Annotated in this window: 17 protein-coding genes; 7 read left to right on the plus strand and 10 right to left on the minus strand. The window is 30.4% G+C overall.

Annotated elements, in window-relative coordinates; genetic code table 11:
- Positions 1-28 precede the first annotated feature (28 nt).
- The 5 genes from ABD766_RS11065 (at position 29) to ABD766_RS11085 (ending at position 6,945) form a co-directional block, all read left to right on the plus strand.
- On the plus strand, positions 29-487 hold the full coding sequence (locus ABD766_RS11065; RefSeq protein ID WP_344816753.1) for a DUF1569 domain-containing protein: 459 nt from the start codon (positions 29-31) through the stop codon (positions 485-487).
- A 90-nt stretch (positions 488-577) separates the two neighbouring features.
- A complete protein-coding gene (locus ABD766_RS11070) occupies positions 578-2,440 on the plus strand; it encodes a peptidase U32 family protein (RefSeq protein WP_344816754.1) in 1,863 nt (620 codons plus the stop codon).
- 137 nt (positions 2,441-2,577) lie between these two features.
- On the plus strand, positions 2,578-4,707 hold the full coding sequence (locus tag ABD766_RS11075; protein WP_344816755.1) for a S9 family peptidase: 2,130 nt from the start codon (positions 2,578-2,580) through the stop codon (positions 4,705-4,707).
- Between the two features lie 231 nt (positions 4,708-4,938).
- The gene (locus tag ABD766_RS11080) at positions 4,939-5,925 is read left to right on the plus strand and encodes a CE1 family esterase (RefSeq protein ID WP_344816756.1); all 987 of its coding nucleotides are present in this window, start codon (positions 4,939-4,941) and stop codon (positions 5,923-5,925) included.
- A gap of 222 nt (positions 5,926-6,147) precedes the next feature.
- Positions 6,148-6,945: a hypothetical protein gene (locus tag ABD766_RS11085; protein WP_344816757.1), complete on the plus strand. Its 798-nt coding sequence runs from the start codon at positions 6,148-6,150 to the stop codon at positions 6,943-6,945.
- 2 nt (positions 6,946-6,947) lie between these two features.
- On the opposite strand, the gene ABD766_RS11090 is transcribed toward ABD766_RS11085, so the two are convergent.
- On the minus strand, positions 6,948-8,213 hold the full coding sequence (locus ABD766_RS11090) for an asparagine synthetase B (RefSeq protein ID WP_298304337.1): 1,266 nt from the start codon (positions 8,211-8,213) through the stop codon (positions 6,948-6,950).
- A gap of 306 nt (positions 8,214-8,519) precedes the next feature.
- Between ABD766_RS11090 and ABD766_RS11095 the strand changes: the two genes are divergently transcribed.
- Positions 8,520-9,101 (plus strand): ribosome-inactivating family protein, encoded by a 582-nt coding sequence (locus ABD766_RS11095; RefSeq protein WP_344816758.1) that lies wholly within the window; start codon positions 8,520-8,522, stop codon positions 9,099-9,101.
- On the opposite strand, the gene ABD766_RS11100 is transcribed toward ABD766_RS11095, so the two are convergent.
- From ABD766_RS11100 to ABD766_RS11140, 9 genes are all read right to left on the minus strand, one after another.
- The gene (locus ABD766_RS11100) at positions 9,098-9,769 is read right to left on the minus strand and encodes a response regulator (RefSeq protein ID WP_344816759.1); all 672 of its coding nucleotides are present in this window, start codon (positions 9,767-9,769) and stop codon (positions 9,098-9,100) included. The genes ABD766_RS11095 and ABD766_RS11100 overlap by 4 nt on opposite strands.
- 3 nt (positions 9,770-9,772) lie before the next feature.
- A complete protein-coding gene (locus ABD766_RS11105) occupies positions 9,773-10,570 on the minus strand; it encodes a sensor histidine kinase (RefSeq protein WP_344816760.1) in 798 nt (265 codons plus the stop codon).
- A gap of 629 nt (positions 10,571-11,199) precedes the next feature.
- Positions 11,200-11,511: a hypothetical protein gene (locus ABD766_RS11110; protein WP_344816761.1), complete on the minus strand. Its 312-nt coding sequence runs from the start codon at positions 11,509-11,511 to the stop codon at positions 11,200-11,202.
- Positions 11,512-11,777: 266 nt separating this feature from the next.
- Entirely contained in the window at positions 11,778-13,325 is a 1,548-nt protein-coding gene (dnaB, locus tag ABD766_RS11115; RefSeq protein WP_298304347.1) for a replicative DNA helicase, read from the minus strand.
- Between the two features lie 151 nt (positions 13,326-13,476).
- Positions 13,477-14,430, minus strand: coding sequence for an acetyl-CoA carboxylase carboxyltransferase subunit alpha (locus ABD766_RS11120; RefSeq protein WP_298304349.1), 954 nt, complete (start codon positions 14,428-14,430; stop codon positions 13,477-13,479).
- A gap of 94 nt (positions 14,431-14,524) precedes the next feature.
- Positions 14,525-15,406, minus strand: coding sequence for a DMT family transporter (locus ABD766_RS11125; RefSeq protein ID WP_344816763.1), 882 nt, complete (start codon positions 15,404-15,406; stop codon positions 14,525-14,527).
- A complete protein-coding gene (locus ABD766_RS11130; protein ID WP_344816764.1) occupies positions 15,393-16,478 on the minus strand; it encodes an LptF/LptG family permease in 1,086 nt (361 codons plus the stop codon). The genes ABD766_RS11125 and ABD766_RS11130 overlap by 14 nt, the downstream gene beginning before the upstream one ends.
- A 130-nt stretch (positions 16,479-16,608) precedes the next feature.
- Positions 16,609-17,739, minus strand: coding sequence for a tRNA guanosine(34) transglycosylase Tgt (tgt, locus tag ABD766_RS11135; protein WP_344816765.1), 1,131 nt, complete (start codon positions 17,737-17,739; stop codon positions 16,609-16,611).
- A gap of 147 nt (positions 17,740-17,886) precedes the next feature.
- On the minus strand, positions 17,887-18,294 hold the full coding sequence (locus tag ABD766_RS11140) for a response regulator (protein WP_344816766.1): 408 nt from the start codon (positions 18,292-18,294) through the stop codon (positions 17,887-17,889).
- Positions 18,295-18,465: 171 nt separating this feature from the next.
- On the opposite strand from ABD766_RS11140, the gene ABD766_RS11145 reads away from it, so the two are divergent.
- Positions 18,466-19,311, plus strand: a complete 846-nt coding sequence (locus ABD766_RS11145) for a transketolase (RefSeq protein ID WP_344816767.1) — start codon at positions 18,466-18,468, stop codon at positions 19,309-19,311.
- Positions 19,312-19,324: the final 13 nt, after the last annotated feature.

The following is a 19,324-nucleotide window of genomic DNA, read 5'->3' on the forward strand; positions in this document are numbered from 1 at the left end:
TTTTTGGGATTTTTTTAAATTTTAAAGTATGCAAAAGCTACAAAACCTAATTTCGCAACTAGAGTCTAAAATTCCTTTTCACCAAAAGACTAATTCTTCTGTTTCAAATGCAACAGTTGGTTGGCAAATTGAACACAGTTTGAAAACCATTTATCAAATTGCTTTAGCTGTTAAAAACTCTAATCCTCAAGAATACAGATGGAAGTTTAATAAAAGTAAACTGTTTATTTCAGTTTTGGGTTTTATTCCAAGAGGCAAAGCCAAAGCACCAAAAGTAGTTTTACCTGATGAGAATATTTCCGAAGAGTCACTATTGTTAAGTTTGCAAAAAGTAAAATCGGTACTTCAAGAATGGGATTCGTTTGATAAAAACGCCTACTTTCCACATCCTTTTTTTGGAAATTTGAATAAAAAATCAACTGAATGGTTTTTGAATTTGCACACCAACCATCATTTGAAAATTGTAAATGATATTTGTAAAGCATAATTTCAAATCATAAAATGATTAAAAAATCAATTTAATTTAGATTTCTCCAATAAATGTAAGACCTTTGCACACTTTTATTTAAGGAATTATATGAAGAAGAAAATAGAAATTCTTGCTCCTGCAAAAGATTTAATTCACGGAATGGCGGCTATAAATGCCGGTGCCGATGCTGTTTATATTGGTGCACCACAATTTGGAGCTCGTTCTAACGCACACAATTCTATTGAAGATGTTGCTGAGTTAGTGAAATATGCTCACCTTTTTAATGCACAAGTTTTTGTTGTTATTAATACTATATTGTATGACGATGAGTTAGAAACATGTCGTAAATTAATTTGGGAATTATATGACATTGGTGTTGATGCCTTAATCATTCAAGATATGGCAATCATGGAAATGGATTTGCCTCCAATAGTGCTTCATGCAAGTACTCAAGCTAATAATCGTGACGCAGATAAAATAAAATTTCTAGCAGATGCAGGAATTAAACGTGTGGTTTTAGCGCGTGAGTTGAATTTGCATCAAATAAGAGAAATCCATGAAGCTACAGATGTTGAATTGGAATTCTTTGTAACTGGAGCTTTGTGTGTTTCGTTCAGCGGAAACTGTTATATGAGTGTTGCCAATGGCGAACGTTCGGCTAATCGTGGTTCGTGTGCACAAAACTGTCGTTTACCTTATAATTTGATTGATGGAAATGGCGATACTTTAATTAAGAATAGCCATTTACTTTCTATAAAAGATTTTGATGTTTCAGATCAAATTCCAAATTTAATTGAAGCTGGAATTTGTTCGTTTAAGATTGAAGGACGTTTGAAAGATATCGTTTATGTAAAAAATAATGTATCGTATTTACGTCAAAAATTGGATGCTTTTTTAGAACAAAATAGTGATCGATACATCAAAGCTTCATCAGGAAAATCAACTTATACTTTTGAATCTTCGCTTGATAAAAGTTTCAATCGTGGTTATACTGATTATTTTGTAAACGAAAGACACCAAGCTATTGGTTCTTGGGAAAGTCCAAAATCAAAAGGACAATATATTGGAAAACTAATTAAAACGGTTGGAAATTCGTATCAAATTGAAAATGGTGAATTGCTTAATAATGGAGACGGTTTGTGTTTCATAAACGAAAATAACGAAGCCGACGGAATTTATGTAAACCGTGCTGAAAATGGTTTTGTATATCCAAATGTTCTAAAAGAAATTAAAGACGGAACTTTTATCTACAGAAACAACGATGCTGCTTTTATCAAAATTGTAGAACGTGAAGACAGTGCAGTTCGTAAAATCAGTACGACTTTGCTTCTATCTGAAAATGAAAATGGTTTTGAATTAAAAGCTACTGACGAAGACGGAAATGTGAGCGTTGTGACTCTAGTTCATCCGAAAGAACAAACCAAAAACAATGAATCGATTGAGGAAAATTTCAAAATAAATTTAGCAAAAACAGGTTTTACACCTTATAATGCTGATGAAATTACAATTGAATTCTCTCAAAATTGGTTTTTACCTATTTCTAAAATCAATGAAATGCGTAGAACGGTTTATGAGCAATTGTCTGAAATTCGTTTAGCAAATTACGTTCGTGAAGAACATCAAATGGTTAAAACATCGCATCCTTATCCTGAAAGTAAATTGGACTTTATGTACAATGTTGCCAACAAAACGGCTCGTAAATTCTACGAAAGACATGGTGTAACCGAAATAGAACAAGCCTTCGAATTACAATGGGATCCAGGAAAATCTCGTGTTATGACAACTAAATATTGTATTAAATACGAATTAGAAAAATGTCCAAAATATCATAAAGATACTATGGATGGTAAACTCAAAGAACCATTAGTGTTGAAACAAGGTGAATTGGAATACAAATTGAAATTCAACTGCAAACCATGCGAAATGGAAATTTGGGAAAAAGATGCCGAGTTTGAAATTGAAGAAGATTAGATTTCAGATTGCAGATAGCAGATTGCAGATTGCAGGATTGAGCTATACTATTTATAAAATGTAACAAAGGATAATGATTTTAGTCTAACTAACATTATCCTTTTTTTATACCTTTACCACAACAAACAAATTACATTATGAACAAAAAAATTATATTATTCTTCAGTTTATTTATTGCTATTGTTTCTCAAGCGCAATTGAAGAAAATTACATTAGAAGACGGCGTTTTGCAACAAGGAAGAAAATTTGGAGCCGATAAAATGACAGGTTTTCAATGGATTCCAAACACTAACAAATATGTTTATTTTAAAGATTCTTGGACAACGATAATATTAGGAACTCAAGGTCCAAATTTCATTGAGACACCAACTTTAGCAGACATAAACACTGCTTTAGGAACTAAATTAAAAAATTTCTTTGGAATAGAATGGTTAGATGCTTCTACAATTTTAGTTTCAGAAAACGGAAAATATTTCACTTATTCATTGACTTCTAAATCAGGAAAAGAAATTTTACAAACTCCAGAAGCAGCTGAAAATCAAACTTTTGACAAGTCAAAACAAAATTTAGCTTTCACCGAAGGGAACAATTTATTTCTTATTAATAAAAACAAAGAAAAAGTTGCTGTTACTAATAATGCAGACAAAAATATAGTTTCAGGACAATCTATTTCTAGAAACGAATTTGGAATATCAGGTGGTATTTTTTGGTCACCTAAATCATCTTATTTAGCTTTTTATCAAAAAGATGAAACTGATGTTGCAGATTATCCTTTATTAGACATTAATGAAACTCCAGGAAAATTGGTTTCGATAAAATATCCAATGATTGGTCAAAAATCAGAAAAACCTAGAGTTGGAATTTATAATTTGGCAACAGGAAAAACAGTTTTTATTTCTCCAAGAAATAATGCAGACGATTACTTAACCAATCTTTCGTGGACTCCAGACGAAAAATTTATCTTAATTGCTGAATTAAATCGCGGTCAAAATGATATGTGTCTGAATTTATATGATGCAAATTCAGGCGCATTTATCAAAACTCTTTTAAACGAAATTAGTGATAAATGGGTTGAACCAGAACACGATGCCTTTTTCCCTAGTGAGAAATCAAATAATTTTGTTTGGCATAGCGAAAAAGATGGTTTTCAAAATTTATACTATTATACAATCGATGGAAAATTGATTAAACAATTGACTAGTAACAAGTTTGTAACAAGAGATATTTTAGGAGCAAATCCTGCAGGAACTGAAATTTATTTTAAAGCAACTGGTCCAAATCCAACAAATATGTTGGTTTATAAAGTTGATTTGAAAGGAAAACAAACCTTGATTACTAAAGACGAAGGAGTTCATAACGTAGCCATTTCTTCTGACTATAATTGGATTTTTGATGAATATTCTAATCATTCTACGCCATCAAAATCGTTACTTTACGACAAAAAAGGTAAGGCAATTACTCTTTTAGAAAGTAAAAATAAATACGAAGGTTACGAAATGGGAACAGCTGAAATCAAAACAATAAAAGCTGCTGACGGAACTACTGATTTATATACAAGATTAATCAAGCCAAGTAATTTTGATGCCTCAAAAAAATATCCAGTAATGGTTTATGTTTATGGTGGACCACATGCGCAAATGATAACGAATTCTTATTTAGATGGCGCGAATTTGTGGATGTATTGGATGGCTGAACAAGGTTATTTAGTATTTACAGTGGACAATCGTGGTTCTGACAATCGTGGATTTGCTTTTGAAAGTGTGATTCATGGAAAATGTGGAACTAATGAAATTGAAGATCAAATGAAAGGTGTAGAATACTTAAAATCATTACCTTATGTTGACGGAAATCGCTTAGCGGTTCATGGTTGGAGTTATGGTGGATTTATGACCAATTCGTTAATGCTAAGAAAACCAGATGCTTTTAAAGTTGGAGTTGCTGGTGGACCAGTTGTAGATTGGAAATGGTATGAAGTAATGTATGGAGAACGCTACATGGACACACCAACAGAAAATCCTAAAGGTTTTGAAGAATCAAGTTTGCTAACTCATGTTAAAGATTTGAAAGGAAAACTACTTTTAATTCATGGAACCAATGATGATGTCGTTGTAGAACAACACAATTTATCATTAGTAAAGAAATTTGTTGAAGCTGGAAAACAAGTAGATTATTTCCCTTATCCAATGCACAAACACAATGTTATTGGAAAAGACAGAGTGCATTTAATGACTAAAGTTTTGAATTATATTATAGAAAACAATAAGTAGTTTCAAATTCCAAAATTTAAAATCCCAAATTCCAATTCTTATGGAGTTTGGGATTTTTTATTGAAAAATTTAAAATAAAGTCGTAATTGCTTTTTGATATACTTGTTAAATGAATTGAATTTATCATACATATATTCAAGTTGTGTGCTATATTAAAAAATAGCGTACCAAGATTAAACCTTTTAATGAAATTAATATCTAACCATGTATGACTATCAAAATAAACAAAATATGATTAGAACATTTTTATTATTTGTCGTGATTTTTACCCTTGGTTGTAACAAGGATGACGACAATCAAAATCCTTCAAATCCTAATATTATTCCTTACCAAGAAGGTTTGACAACAAATTTTATAACAATAAACAACATTACAAGAAAATATTTAGTTTATAGACCACTAGGAATGACAACTGTAAATGCTGTTGTAACAGTTTTGCACGGTGGCGGTGGACTTGGTGTTGGAGTTTCAGAAATTGGTACTCACCCATTATCCGTTTTTCGAACAATTGCAGACAATGAAAAGTTTTTAGTAGTCTATCCAGAAGGTTCACTCGACATTCAAGGAAATCCTGGATGGAATGATTGTAGAAGTGATGATATATCAGGAAGTCAAGGTGACGACATTTCCTTTTTGTATCAGTTAAATTCAAAATTAATCTCAGAGTTAAATATTAATTCAAACAAAATGTATTTAACAGGGACAAGTAATGGTGCTTTAATGACCTATTCTTATGCTTTTCAATTTCCTGAAACTATCAAAGCGATAGCTGTTTCAAGTGGAAATTTACCAGAGTTTCCTGAAAGCGGGCTTTGTACAAATGGCTCTAATCTACCATTACCAATCTTGATAACTCACGGAACAAGTGATCCTGCAATGCCTGCAAATGGTGGTTGTGTTGCTAATATTGGAGGCAATTGTAATCGAGGAAAAGTAATATCTCAAACTGCAACCTTAGATTATTGGTTACAAAGAAACGGTTTACAAAATATTAATCCAACCATATCAACTTTTAACTTGAACACAACAGATGCAGGCAACGTAGAAAAAAGAATTTACAGTGGTGCAAAACCATTGATTTATTTTGTTCTAAATAACGCTGGTCATGCTGTGCCAAGTAAGACCGTTTATACCAATTCTTCACCTGCAAGTGGAGTTCAAAATAGAGATATAGAATATGCTGAAGAAGTTTGGAACTTTTTTAAAGGACTTCAATAAAAACAGGATACAATAGCAGTTTGGAAAATAGTGGATTTGGCGCTAAATTGAAAATAAATAATTATAAATCAATTACTTATACAATTTATCAAAACGTTCAAAACTAAATTTCCAAATTATGTCAATGAATATAACTTTTAGCTATTACCATAAAAACCCAAATTTCAATCACAATTGAGTTTGGGATTTTTCATTTTGTATTACTTTTACAAAAAAATCACAATGAAAAAGCATATTTCATTAACACTTTCATTTCTCTTTATCATTAGCAATATCTCTTGCCAAAAAGAAAAAAAATCGGATGACAAATCAATTTCAGTTACTGAAGAAATAACACCTGAAACTGCTAATGATACAATTAATTGGTATACAGAGTTATGTGAAATGAATAGTAAATTTGATACTTCAAAATACACAAAAAAACAATTAAAAGACACCCATCATCTTTGGTTTGGCACAAGTGGTTATATCAGTTTTAATGGTTATCCTGTATTTAATTTGGAAGACAAAACAGAACCCATTACCGTTTTGGAAGAACGATATGCTGAAGGAAAAGCAGAACTTGAAAACTTAGAAATAGTTGATTTACCTTATTGGAACAACTTAAAAAAACTAAAACTTCAGGAACTAAAATCGTTTTATGACCACCAAAAATTAGCTCTTTCTGCTTATTCAAATCTATCTCTTTTGAAAAACACTTCCTATAATCCAAAAGCAAAAGTATATGTTGACGCTTTGGTTTCTGGTGATAGTTTGAAAATGATTGCTGCTTGGAAAAAATTAAATGAAGAGCAAAAAGCCAACAATGGTTCACCTGAAAATGTTGAGAAGAAATTTCAAAGCAGATTAAATTCTCCTCAATGTTTGGAATATGCAAAAATGGATTTGTTCACCTTTGGTTGGAGCAACAATACTATCAAAACTTGCAAAGAATGCAAAGATTTAGAAAATACTGAAATTATGTATCAGGAATATAAAAAGTTATTTATTTCAACAACAGAAGAATGTAGTGAACCTTAATTTTAAGTTTTCTGTTTTTTCTTTTTCGCTGCAGGAAATAATACATTGTTTAATATCAATCGAAAACCAGGAGAATTTGGATGCAGATCTAAAACTGTTGGAGCATCACCTACTCTATGTTGGTAATCTTCAGGATCATGTCCTCCAAAGAAAGTGAAAAATCCTTTTCCTTTTTGACCATGTATGTATCTTGCCTCTTCATTCAATTCATTCTGACCTAAAACTAAAACATTAGATTTTATCAATTCTCTTTCAAATGAAGTTGTTTGTCCCATAAAACCTTTTACTAATTGGGTATGATTTTGACATAACATACTAGGAATTACATCCCATTTTGCAGAATATTCCATCAATGTAAAATAGTCTTTCTCCATCGGAATTCTTCTTTTTTCGGTCATATCAATATCTGAAAACTCATAATGCTCAGGTTTTCTATCCAATATAAAATTTTTGAAAGCGAAAGTTTTAGCATAATCTATTTTTGATTGATAGTTAGCTTCACTATCATCGCCATCGAACATTGGTTCGCAAATATCAACACCTTCAGCTGCTAATGCTATATCAAAACTATCTGTCGCTGAACACATTGCAAACATAAAACCGCCGCCAATTACAAAATCCCTTATTTTTTTGGCAACAGCTAACTTTGCCTCAGAAACTTTTGAAAAACCAAGTTTTGCAGCCAAAGCTTCTGCTTCCTTTTTTTGATCTATATACCATGGAGCATTTCTATAGGCGCCATAAAACTTACCATATTGACCAGAAAAATCTTCATGATGTAAATGCAACCAATCGTATAATATTAATTGATCATTAAGGACTTCTTCATCATAAATTGGTGTAAAAGGGATTTCAGCGTAGGTTAAAACCATAGTTACTGCATCGTCCCAAGGCTGCTTACCTTTTGGTGTATAAACAGCAATCTTTGGTGCCTTTTCTAAAACAACAGTTTCCATATTTTGAGAAGGTGAAGAAATTTCGTCAAGAATTTGATTAGCTTCACCATCAGAAAGAAGTTCAAAACTTACACCTCTAATTTGACATTCTTTTCTTATTTCTGGAGCATCTGGCAACAAAAAAGAACCTCCTCTATAATTCAACAACCAACTGGCTTTATATTGTTTATCAAGACACCAATAAGTTATTCCATAAGCTTTTAGATGATTTTTTTGAGAAACATCATCCATTGGTAATAATATAAAATTAGCGTGAACCTTGGTTACACAAACCAAAAGAAGCATTAGACAAACTGACTTTAATAATTTCATATTGAATGAATAAATTTATTTTCGAAGATACTATTTTTAGATAATATAGTCAAAGATAATGTTTTGTTAAATATTTTACATTAAAACTAAAAACACGTAAAACTACGTATATGAGAGAAATTTATTGTAGTTAATTTTGGATTAACAATTAAATACAATTTAACATGAACATAAACGAAACAATAACCATGAGTAATTCTTTTAAAAGCATGAATATTTTTAAAAAATTAGGCCTAACTTTATTATTAGTTATGTTATTAGCATATTTTGTTTTATCTATTAAATTCATTTTAAGCTAATCATTAAATGGATTATAGACTAAGACTTGATTCAAAAGGAATTTATATTTCTGATATTCAAACCATTATTAATTCAATAAAATTAAATGGTAATAAAGTCACATGTGATTCAATAAACGTTTCGCATCCTAATGGTGCTGAAATAACTCTTCTAATGAATTTTGGTTTGGAAACCAATTCAAAAAATCCTCCAATAATTGCTTCATTAAATATCTTAGGTTTTAAAACAAAAAACAATCAAGAATTTATATTTAATATAGTTCCTTTTCCGTGTGAAGAAACTACAATTAAAGCAGAAAAATTGGCTGTTAATGGAACTTACAAAAGTTTAGGTTTTGGAATGAAATTACCTGTAATAACAGATAAAAACCTATTGGACAGTATTAATATTCTGAATAATGTTAAAAATAGTGAAGAAATTGGTCAAGCTGAATATGATTCGATTGCAAGATTAATTATTACTTTAAGTGAAGCAACAAGATTTTCTTCTGTTGCTAATGGAATAAATAGTGTTCTTGGAAATGAAAATTCATTCAGTCCAAATTTGTTTGAAATTATTGGTTGGGGCGGTCACTCTTTAGCAAGTTAAAGCTCGTCTGTTAATAATAATTTATTTTGTATTGCATATACAACTAAACCTGCAATATTCTTTGATTCTGTTTTCAACAACAAATTAGTTCTATGCCCTTCTACAGTTCTAGAACTTATAAATAACTTTTCGGCAATTTCATTAGTACTCAATTGTTGGCAAATTAAAGTTAAAACCTCTCGTTCACGATTAGTTAAAAATTCATCATCAAAAGCACTTTTATTAGATTTATTACCTGATAAAATATCATCTTGAATTACTTCCAAAACTGTATCATTATAATAAAAACCTTTTTTTGAAACCTCATTAATTGTTTCAACCATTTCGGATGGAGAAGCATTTTTTACCAAATAAGAAACAGCTCCAACATTGATCATATTAGCTATAAATGATTTTGTGTTATAACTAGTTAAAGCGATAATTTTAACATCTGAAAACTCTTTATGAATAATTTTAGTTGCTTCTACTCCATTTATTCCAGGCATTTTTAAATCCATTAGAATAATATCTGGTTGAGTTTCGCATGTTTTTAGATAATCAATTATTTCAGCACCATTAGAAGCTTCGAAAACTACTTCAATATTTTTTTCTCTTTGCAACAAAAAATAAATTCCTTTTCGGAATAATTCTTCATCATCAGCTAAAACTATTTTGATAATATTATCCATAGATTAAAATGTAAAATTGATTTTAACACCATTATTTAAAGATGAATTCAAAGAAAAAGTTCCATTTAAAAAATTGATCCTACTTTCAATGTTTTTCATACCTAATCCTTTTTGAGCAGAATCAGAATTGCTATCAAATCCAATTCCATTATCTGAATAAATGCAAGTGTTTTGATTATCAATCGATTTAAAAGCGATTGAAATTTCAGTAGCTTTTCCATGTCTAACTGAGTTGTTTAGTAACTCTTGCAGTATTCTAAAAACATGTAAGTGTTTGTCTATATCTGCAATATCAAACATCAAATCATTTTTATAAATTACATTAACAACTTTTGAGCTATTAAATTCAACAACTAACTCTTCAATACCTGCATGTAATCCGAACTTTTCAAGAACTGGAGGCAATAAATCGTGTGCGATTCTTCTGGAATTTTCTAATGCTTTTTGAGTTAAATCGGTAATGTTGTTTGTAATATCTTGTAGCTCATCATCAGATAAATTAGGTGTTTTAAGAAGATGCGTATTTAAAGAAACTACATTCAATTTTGAACTTATATCATCATGTAAATCTTGTGCAATTCTTTTTCTTTCAGCCTCTTGAGTAAGAATTACAGAACGCAAAAGTTCTTTTTGATGATTAATTTCTAGATTTTTTTTTTCAATTTCTTTTTGGATGATTTTCTTTCTAGAAAAATAAAAGAATAAAATCACAATTATTGACATTAAAAGAAAAACTAAGAATATATAACTCAAAGCTTCATTAATATTATTACTCAAAAAAGAAGTAGTAGTGTCTTTCATTTATTAATTCTTAAATTAATATTTCTCCATTCTAAAAAAATAAAAATCAAGTAAACAATATATAGAATAATATTTAGTATGTGTAATGCCATACTAAATGAGTATCCATATATCACGTGAAGATTTCTTGGTAAAAAAGTTACTGTACTCCCAAAAAGATAAATTATTATTCCACAATTTATCAAATAAAATTCTTTTCTATTTGATAACATATTATAAAAATGAAAAGTACAATAACTTATAATTGATATAGAAGTTAATAAAATTTCAAGCAAACTGAATTTATGAATCTCAGACGGATTTATAAAAAAATTCACCATCAAGATTAAAGGAATCAAAATCAAATTAAATTTAATAATCTTCTTTTGATACTTTTCTGTCAATAATTCTAAATAAAATAAACTGAGTAAAATAAACTGTCCAGTAAAATATAAATGAGAAAATATCAAATTTTCAAATCCAAAATCTACAACAAGCTTAATTGTAATTTCAATTAAAACTATAAAGCCCAGATAAATCGAATAAATTTTATATGCATTGCTTCCTATTTTATATTTAGAAAGAAAAAGCAAAAAATTTATACCTAAAATTATGTGGGCTATTAGTCTTAATTTATCAAACATAAATTTTTATAATTTGAATAATGGACTATCTACATCACAAATTCTTGGACATCCCGAAGTAAAATCATAGATATACTGGCCATTATTATCGTCAATTAAATCTTTACCATTAAGATCTACTCCAACAATCATCAATTTACAATTACCATTATCATCTATACCTAAATAAGAACGAACATTTACTGTGCTTTCTTCAGCCATTACTTGAGTTAAATCAACTTCTGGAATTAAAAAAGCTCTAATATCTTTATTTGGATTATCGATCCAATTTTGTGCCCATTTTTGAGCTTGCTCCAATGTAATTGTGTTTTCTGCCATGATTATTTAATTTTAGTTAGGGTTAAATATTTATTTCTGTAATAATGAAATATTATAATAATTAAAAGAGCCATTGACAAAGAAACCGTAAAGAGAATCTTTATCAAATTAATAAATTGCTCACCATTTAAATTATTTTCAATCATATAATTTATGCCTTACTTTGAAGTGCATAAAATTATAATAATGTTTTGGTTTAAAACCACGTAAAACTACGTGTTTTTTAATATAAAAAAAAGTCCTGATTTCTCAGAACTTTCAATATTTTAAAATGGAACATCACTATCATCATCATTGGAATTGGAACTACTTCCAAATGCTTCATTTGCAGAAGGTAAGTTCTTGGTGAAAAATGGATTATCATCACCAAGATTCATTTTAGAAGGTAAATCGTCAAATCCGCCACCATATTCTTCAAGGTTATCAAATTTTCCAAGGTTTCCGATGAATTTTAAACGAACATTTTCTAAAGAACCATTTCTATGTTTTGCAATTATAAATTCGGCTTGACCAGCAGTTGGCGATTGTTCATCATCATCCCATTCTTCAATTTTGTAATATTCTGGACGATAAATAAACGATACAATATCGGCATCTTGCTCAATTGCTCCTGATTCACGAAGGTCAGAAAGCAAAGGCCTTTTGCTTGAACCACGAGTTTCAACGGCACGAGATAATTGTGATAGCGCAATTACTGGAACTTCTAATTCTTTTGCTAAAGCTTTTAAGTTTCTTGAAATTGTTGAAATTTCTTGCTCACGATTTCCGCCACCTTTTCCGTTTCCTCCTGCTGTCATCAATTGAAGGTAATCGACAATAATTAGTTTTATTCCGTGTTGAGAAGATAAACGTCTTGCTTTGGCACGTAAATCAAAAATGGATAACGATGGAGTATCATCAATATATAAAGGTGCTTTTTCTAAATCTTTTACTTTTACAGAAAGCTGCTCCCATTCATGTTTTTCTAATTTTCCAGTACGAAGTTTTTCAGAAGACAAACCAGTTTCTGATGAAATCAAACGAGTAATTAACTGAACAGAAGACATCTCAAGAGAAAATAATGCTACAGGATGACCAAAGTCAATAGCCATATTTCTTGCCATTGAGAGTACGAAAGCTGTTTTACCCATACCAGGACGAGCCGCAATAATAACAAGATCTGATGGTTGCCAACCCGAAGTTACTTTATCTAATTTATCAAAACCTGTTGCAATTCCAGATAAACCTTCTTTGTTGGCTATTTCTTCAATTCGCTTTTTAGCTTGAATTACTAAACTTTGTGCTGTTTCTGAACTTCTTTTGATATTTCCTTGCGTTACTTCATATAATTTAGATTCAGCTTTGTCAAGTAAATCGAATACATCTGTAGTTTCATCGTAAGATTCTTCAATAATTTCTGAGGATATTCTTATCAAACTTCTTTGAATGTATTTTTGTAAAATAATTCTCGAGTGAAATTCAATATGTGCAGAAGAAGATATTTTTTGTGTAAGTTGAATAAGGTAAAAATCACCTCCAGCCAATTCTAGTTTAGCATTCTTTTTTAACTGAGCCGAAACTGTTAACAAGTCAATAGGCTGAGAATCTGTGAATAACTGAAAAATAGCTTCAAATATGTGCTTGTGAGCATCTTTATAAAACGCATCTGATTGCAGAATATCAATAACCTCATCAACACCTTTTTTATCAATCATCATCGCACCAAGAACTGCTTCCTCAAGGTCTAATGCTTGTGGAGGTAACTTCCCTTTTTCTAGATTGATTATAGTAGTTTTATCTACTTTAATTGGGTTTATATTTTTGAGATTTTCCATGTAGCGAAAGTAACCAATTCTGAAATTTTTATGAACTTTAGTTATTACTATTTATTGTTTATAACTAAGTATTTTTTGTTAACAACCTAAAAAAAATCCGTCTAATCCTAGCTTTTAGGACGAGACGGATTTTGATTAATTTTGTAAGATTTTACTCTTTATATTCGCCCATTTTGCTGTATTTGTCCATTCTCTGGGAAACTAATTCAGTTGTTGATAAATCTTTCAATTCATTAAAAGCTTTCATGATATATTGCTCTACCGTTTTGAAAGTTGTTTCTTTATCATAATGAGCACCACCAAGTGGTTCTGGAATAATATCGTCCACTAATTTTTGCTTTTTCATATCAGCTGAAGTCAATTTTAAGGCATCGGCAGCTTGCTCTTTATATTCCCAACTTTTCCATAAAATTGAAGAACAAGATTCAGGAGAAATTACAGAATACCAAGTGTTTTCCATCATTAAAACTCTATCACCAACACCAATTCCTAAAGCTCCACCAGAAGCACCTTCACCAACAATTACACAAATAATTGGCACTTTCAGACGGCACATTTCAAAAATATTTCTTGCAATTGCTTCTCCTTGACCTCTTTCTTCTGCTTCTAAACCAGGATATGCTCCAGGAGTATCAATAAAAGTAACTACAGGGATTCCAAATTTTTCGGCCATTTTCATCAAACGCAATGCTTTTCTATAGCCTTCAGGATTTGCCATTCCAAAATTTCTATACTGACGCATTTTGGTATTGATTCCTTTTTGTTGACCAATAAGCATGAATGATTGTCCGTCAATTTGACCTAAACCACCAATCATGGCTTTATCGTCTTTAAAATTTCTGTCTCCAAAAAGTTCTAAAAAAGTTCCTTTAGTTAAAGTTGTAATATGCTCTAAAGTATAAGGTCTATTAGGATGACGAGAAAGTTGAACACGTTGCCAAGCTGTTAAATTTTTGTATATTTTACGCTTTGTTTCTTCAAGTTTTTTCTCGATTTGTTTGCAAGTATTGGTTACATCAACATCTGATTCTAGACCAATAATCTGACATTTGTCTAATTGGTCTTCCAACTCTTTAATAGGAAGCTCAAAATCTAAATATTCCATAGGATTTGTGCGTTTTAATTAAAATTCGAACTACAAAGATAAAATTTTAAATCTTTTGTAAAAGTAATTTTACACGATAAGTTGTAAACAAAAGCTAAGTTGCTTTTAATCTGCTTTTTATAATTCCGTTTAAAATAACAGTTATTATGATAATCACAGCTCCAACATAAAATTGCGGACTCATTTGCTCTTTATCTTCAAAAATTAGAACCGCAAGAATGATTCCGTAAATAGGCTCTAAATTAATGGTAAGCATCACGGTATAAGGACTTAAAAATTTCATAACCGCGGTTGAGGCAATAAAAGCATAAGCTGTACAAACCGAACTTAATATCAATAAATAAACAAAATCGGAAGTAGTCAGTTGGAAAAATTCAGAATTAAAACTATTGGTAAAAAGTAGGAATATTGAGAAAAACAAAACACCTCCGCCCAACTCGTAATAAGAAATTACAGTTGGATCATAATCTTTAACAAACTTACTATTGATAACTGCAAAAGAAGCAGAAAGAAAAGCAGAAGTTAATGCTAAAACAATTCCTTCAACATATCTTCCTTCTACATTAAATATGATTGAAAGTCCGAAAACGACAATCAATCCGAAGAAAATTTCGTACCAAATAATCTTTTTTCCGAAGAAAACAGGTTCGATAAGAGAAGTAAAAAATGCACCTGTTGATAAACAAGCAAGTGTAATAGAAACATTTGACACTTTGATGGCTCTAAAAAAAGTAAACCAATGAAGTGCAATTACTAATCCAGCAACAAGAAACTTCAAAAGAATTCGCTTAGGAATCTTTATAGGCATTCTTTTGTATTTGATGTAAATAAAGATAAAGCCAACAGCAAACAACATTCGATACCAAACCAACGGTAAAGCGTCAAGAGTAATTAGTCTTCCTAGAATTGCCGTGAAACCCCAAATGAAAACTATCAAATGAAGGTGTAAGTAACTTTTGTTGTTATCGCTTAGCATTACGTAATAAATATATTGCTAAGATTCCAAAAAGTATGTTTGGAATCCACACTGCGATTATTGGTGGTGCTGATGATTTTTCTGCCAAAACGCCAAAAACTTTGTCTAAAAATACAAAAGCAAAAGCAAGCAAAATACCAATAGCAAGATTAATTCCCATTCCTCCTCTTCGCTTCATTGAAGAAACGGCTACAGCAATAATTGTAAGAATAAAAGCAGAAACAGGTATGCTATATTTTTTATATAAAACCACTAAATAAGTGTTGATATTTGTAGAACCTCTAGTTTTTTCTTTTTCAATAAATTTAATCAAATCAAAATAAGATAATGTTTCTGCAATGTAAACAACAGGTGTTAAATCTTCTAAATCAAAATTAAGAACCGTATCTTTTCGTTGTTCAGAAATAATAACATCGCCTAACTCACCAACTTTTCTCTTTTTGAAATCAAATAAAGTATAGGAGCTATCTCTTGGATTCCATTTTATTCTACTAGCAGATACTTTGTATTTTAATTTGTCTTTTTCAAATTTTTCCATAGAAAAATTGAATGCCATTTTAGAAACCGAATTAAAACTACTTACATAAATGTATTCGTCTTTATTGATTTGACGATAAACATCTGAGTTATCTCGCATCTCATTTTGTCCGTTTCCAATAAGATACATGTATCTAAAGTTTTTAAATCCTTCACTGGCTTTTGGAACTAAAAAGAATCCCATCAACAAAGCAAATATTGAAACTATTGTTGCTCCTATAATATAAGGTCTCAAAAATCTTGTAAATGAAATTCCTGAACTTAATATGGCTATAATTTCAGTATTATTAGCAAGTTTTGAAGTAAACCAAATAATAGATAGAAATAAAAATATAGGAAAAAGTAAATTAGCGAAATAGATAGTAAAATCGACATAATATTGAGCAATCGCACTAAAAGGTACATTGTTCTCAATCATTTTATTGACCTTTTCAGATACGTCAATGGTTATCCCAATAGGAATAAACATCAACAACATTACAGAAAATGTGGTTAAATAGCGTTTTAATATGTATTTATCTAATATTGTAAGCATAGTTTTCTTTTGTTTAATATGGTTTAAAATTGTTTAAGTTAGTTTAGATGGTTTAATACTGTTTTATCAAACAAAACTCTTTAACCTTTAAACTCTTAAACTCTTAAACTCTTAAACTTTTTAAACTTTTCTATAATTTTTGACTCATTTGCTTAACCATCATTTCTTTCCAAACTCTAAAATCGCCAGCAATAATATGTTTTCTTGCTTCACGAACCAACCACATATAAAAACCTAAATTGTGGATAGTTGCTATTTGCTTTCCAAGATACTCATTGGCAGCAAATAAATGTCGAAGATAAGCTTTTGTGTATTCGGTATCAACAAAAGTTATTCCCATTTCATCTAAAGGAGAAAAATCATCTTCCCACTTCTTATTTTTAATGTTTATGGTTCCGTTTACTGTGAATAACATTCCGTTTCTTGCATTACGAGTAGGCATTACACAATCGAACATATCTACACCAAGTGCTATATTTTCTAAAATATTAATTGGAGTTCCAACTCCCATTAAATAACGTGGTTTGTCTTCTGGAAGAATATCACAAACAACCTCTGTCATTGCATACATTTCTTCGGCTGGCTCACCAACAGAAAGTCCTCCAATAGCATTTCCTACTTGATTAGAATTGGCAATGTATTCGGCACTTTGCATTCTCAAATCTTTATAAGTACTTCCTTGAACAATTGGAAAAAATGCTTGATCATAACCATACTTTACTGGAACTTTTTCCAAATGATTAATACATCTATCCAACCAACGATGTGTCATTTTCATAGAACGTTGTGCATAACGATAATCACATGGATAAGGTGTACATTCATCAAATGCCATGATAATATCAGCACCAATAGTACGTTGAATTTCCATCACATTTTCTGGAGTAAAAAAGTGGTAAGAACCATCAATATGCGATTTGAACTTTACTCCTTCTTCTTTTATTTTTCTGTTTGCCGAAAGCGAGTATACTTGATAACCACCAGAATCGGTCAAGATATTTCTATCCCAATTCATAAATTTATGTAATCCACCAGCTTTTTCAAGAATTTCTGTTTGTGGACGAAGGTATAAATGGTAGGTATTCCCTAGAATAATATCAGGATTAATTTCTTCTTTTAACTCGCGTTGGTGCACTCCTTTTACAGAGGCAACAGTTCCAACTGGCATAAAAATAGGAGTTTCAATAACTCCATGGTCTGTGGTGATTTTTCCAGCTCTAGCTTTAGAGTGGGCATCTTTTTGTAATAAATCGAATTTCATATAGGCATTTTCAATTCGCAAAGATAACAGAATTAAAAAACTTGAATTACGAAATGCAATTTTTTAATAATGATTTATGATTTTCAAAATAAAAAACTTTCCAAACAATAAATGTTCTGTCTTGATTATAAATCGGATTACATAAATTTAGTTACATTCAACCTCATCCATTTTCATTGACTCCTCTAAAACCTTTTCTAAAGTTCCTTTAAAATCTCTTAAATTATTTCTCTTAAAAAGGTGTTTTACTCCTAATTTATTGAATTCGTTAATTAACTTTTTTGGATAAGCACTAGAAATCATAATTATAGGTATATGCTTTAAAGATTCCTTTTTTCTAATTATTTCTACTATTTCTTCACCATTAAAAATTGGCATATGTATATCTAAAATAATTATTTCGGGTTTTTCTTCTTGAAGTTCTAATGTTCTTAACATGAATTTTCCATCTAGGTAAACAATTATTTGGTATCCTATATCTTCACCAATTCCTTTTAAAAAACTGAAATCATCGAGAGAATCAACTAAATAATATATTTTTTTTGAACTTTTCATAGAGTTTTGGATTGCTGTAAAACTAGTTCTGAAAAAAAGAAATCATTTACATAAAATCATTTATAAATTATAAAATTGACTGCCAATATCTTGATAACTTGTAATAAAATCTTTTGTCTCACCAAAAAAATAGATTTACTTTTGACAAATTATAATTTATAACTACATAAAATGTCTAACATTCAACAACTACAAGATTTTACAACACAAGTACGAAGAGACATTCTTCGCATGGTTCATGCCGTAAATTCAGGTCATCCAGGAGGTTCTCTTGGTTGTGCAGAATTTTTAGTAGCACTTTACCAAGACCTCATGAAACGCAACGAAGGATTTGAAATGAACGGAACAAATGAAGATATTTTCTTCTTGTCAAACGGTCATATTTCTCCAGTTTTTTATAGCGTTTTAGCAAGAAGTGGCTATTTCCCAGTTTCTGAATTAGCTACTTTCAGAAAATTAAACACACGTTTGCAAGGACATCCAACAACACATGAAGGTTTACCTGGTGTAAGAGTTGCTTCAGGTTCATTAGGCCAAGGTTTATCTGTTGCAATTGGAGCTGCTCAAGCAAAAAAACTTAATAACGACAATCATTTAGTTTACGCTCTTACAGGTGATGGTGAATTGCAAGAAGGTCAAAACTGGGAAGCAATTATGTATGCTTCTGCAAAAAATGTAGACAATTTAATTGCAACTGTTGATTACAATGGACAACAAATTGATGGTTCTACTAAAGACGTTTTGAACATGGGCAACTTGAAAGCTAAATTTGAAGCTTTCGATTGGGATGTTTTAGAAATTAGCGAAGGAAACAATATTGAAGCAATTATCGCTGGAATGAACGAAGCGAAATCAAGAACAGGCAAAGGAAAACCGGTTTGCGTAATTCTTCATACCGAAATGGGTAATGGTGTAGATTTCATGATGCATACTCATGCTTGGCATGGAAAAGCACCAAGTGACGAACAATTAGCAAATGCTTTAGGACAAAACGCAGCAACTTTAGGAGATTATTAATTTTAGATTGCAG

This window comes from Flavobacterium cheonanense (assembly GCF_039539185.1).
Lineage (GTDB): Bacteria > Bacteroidota > Bacteroidia > Flavobacteriales > Flavobacteriaceae > Flavobacterium > Flavobacterium cheonanense.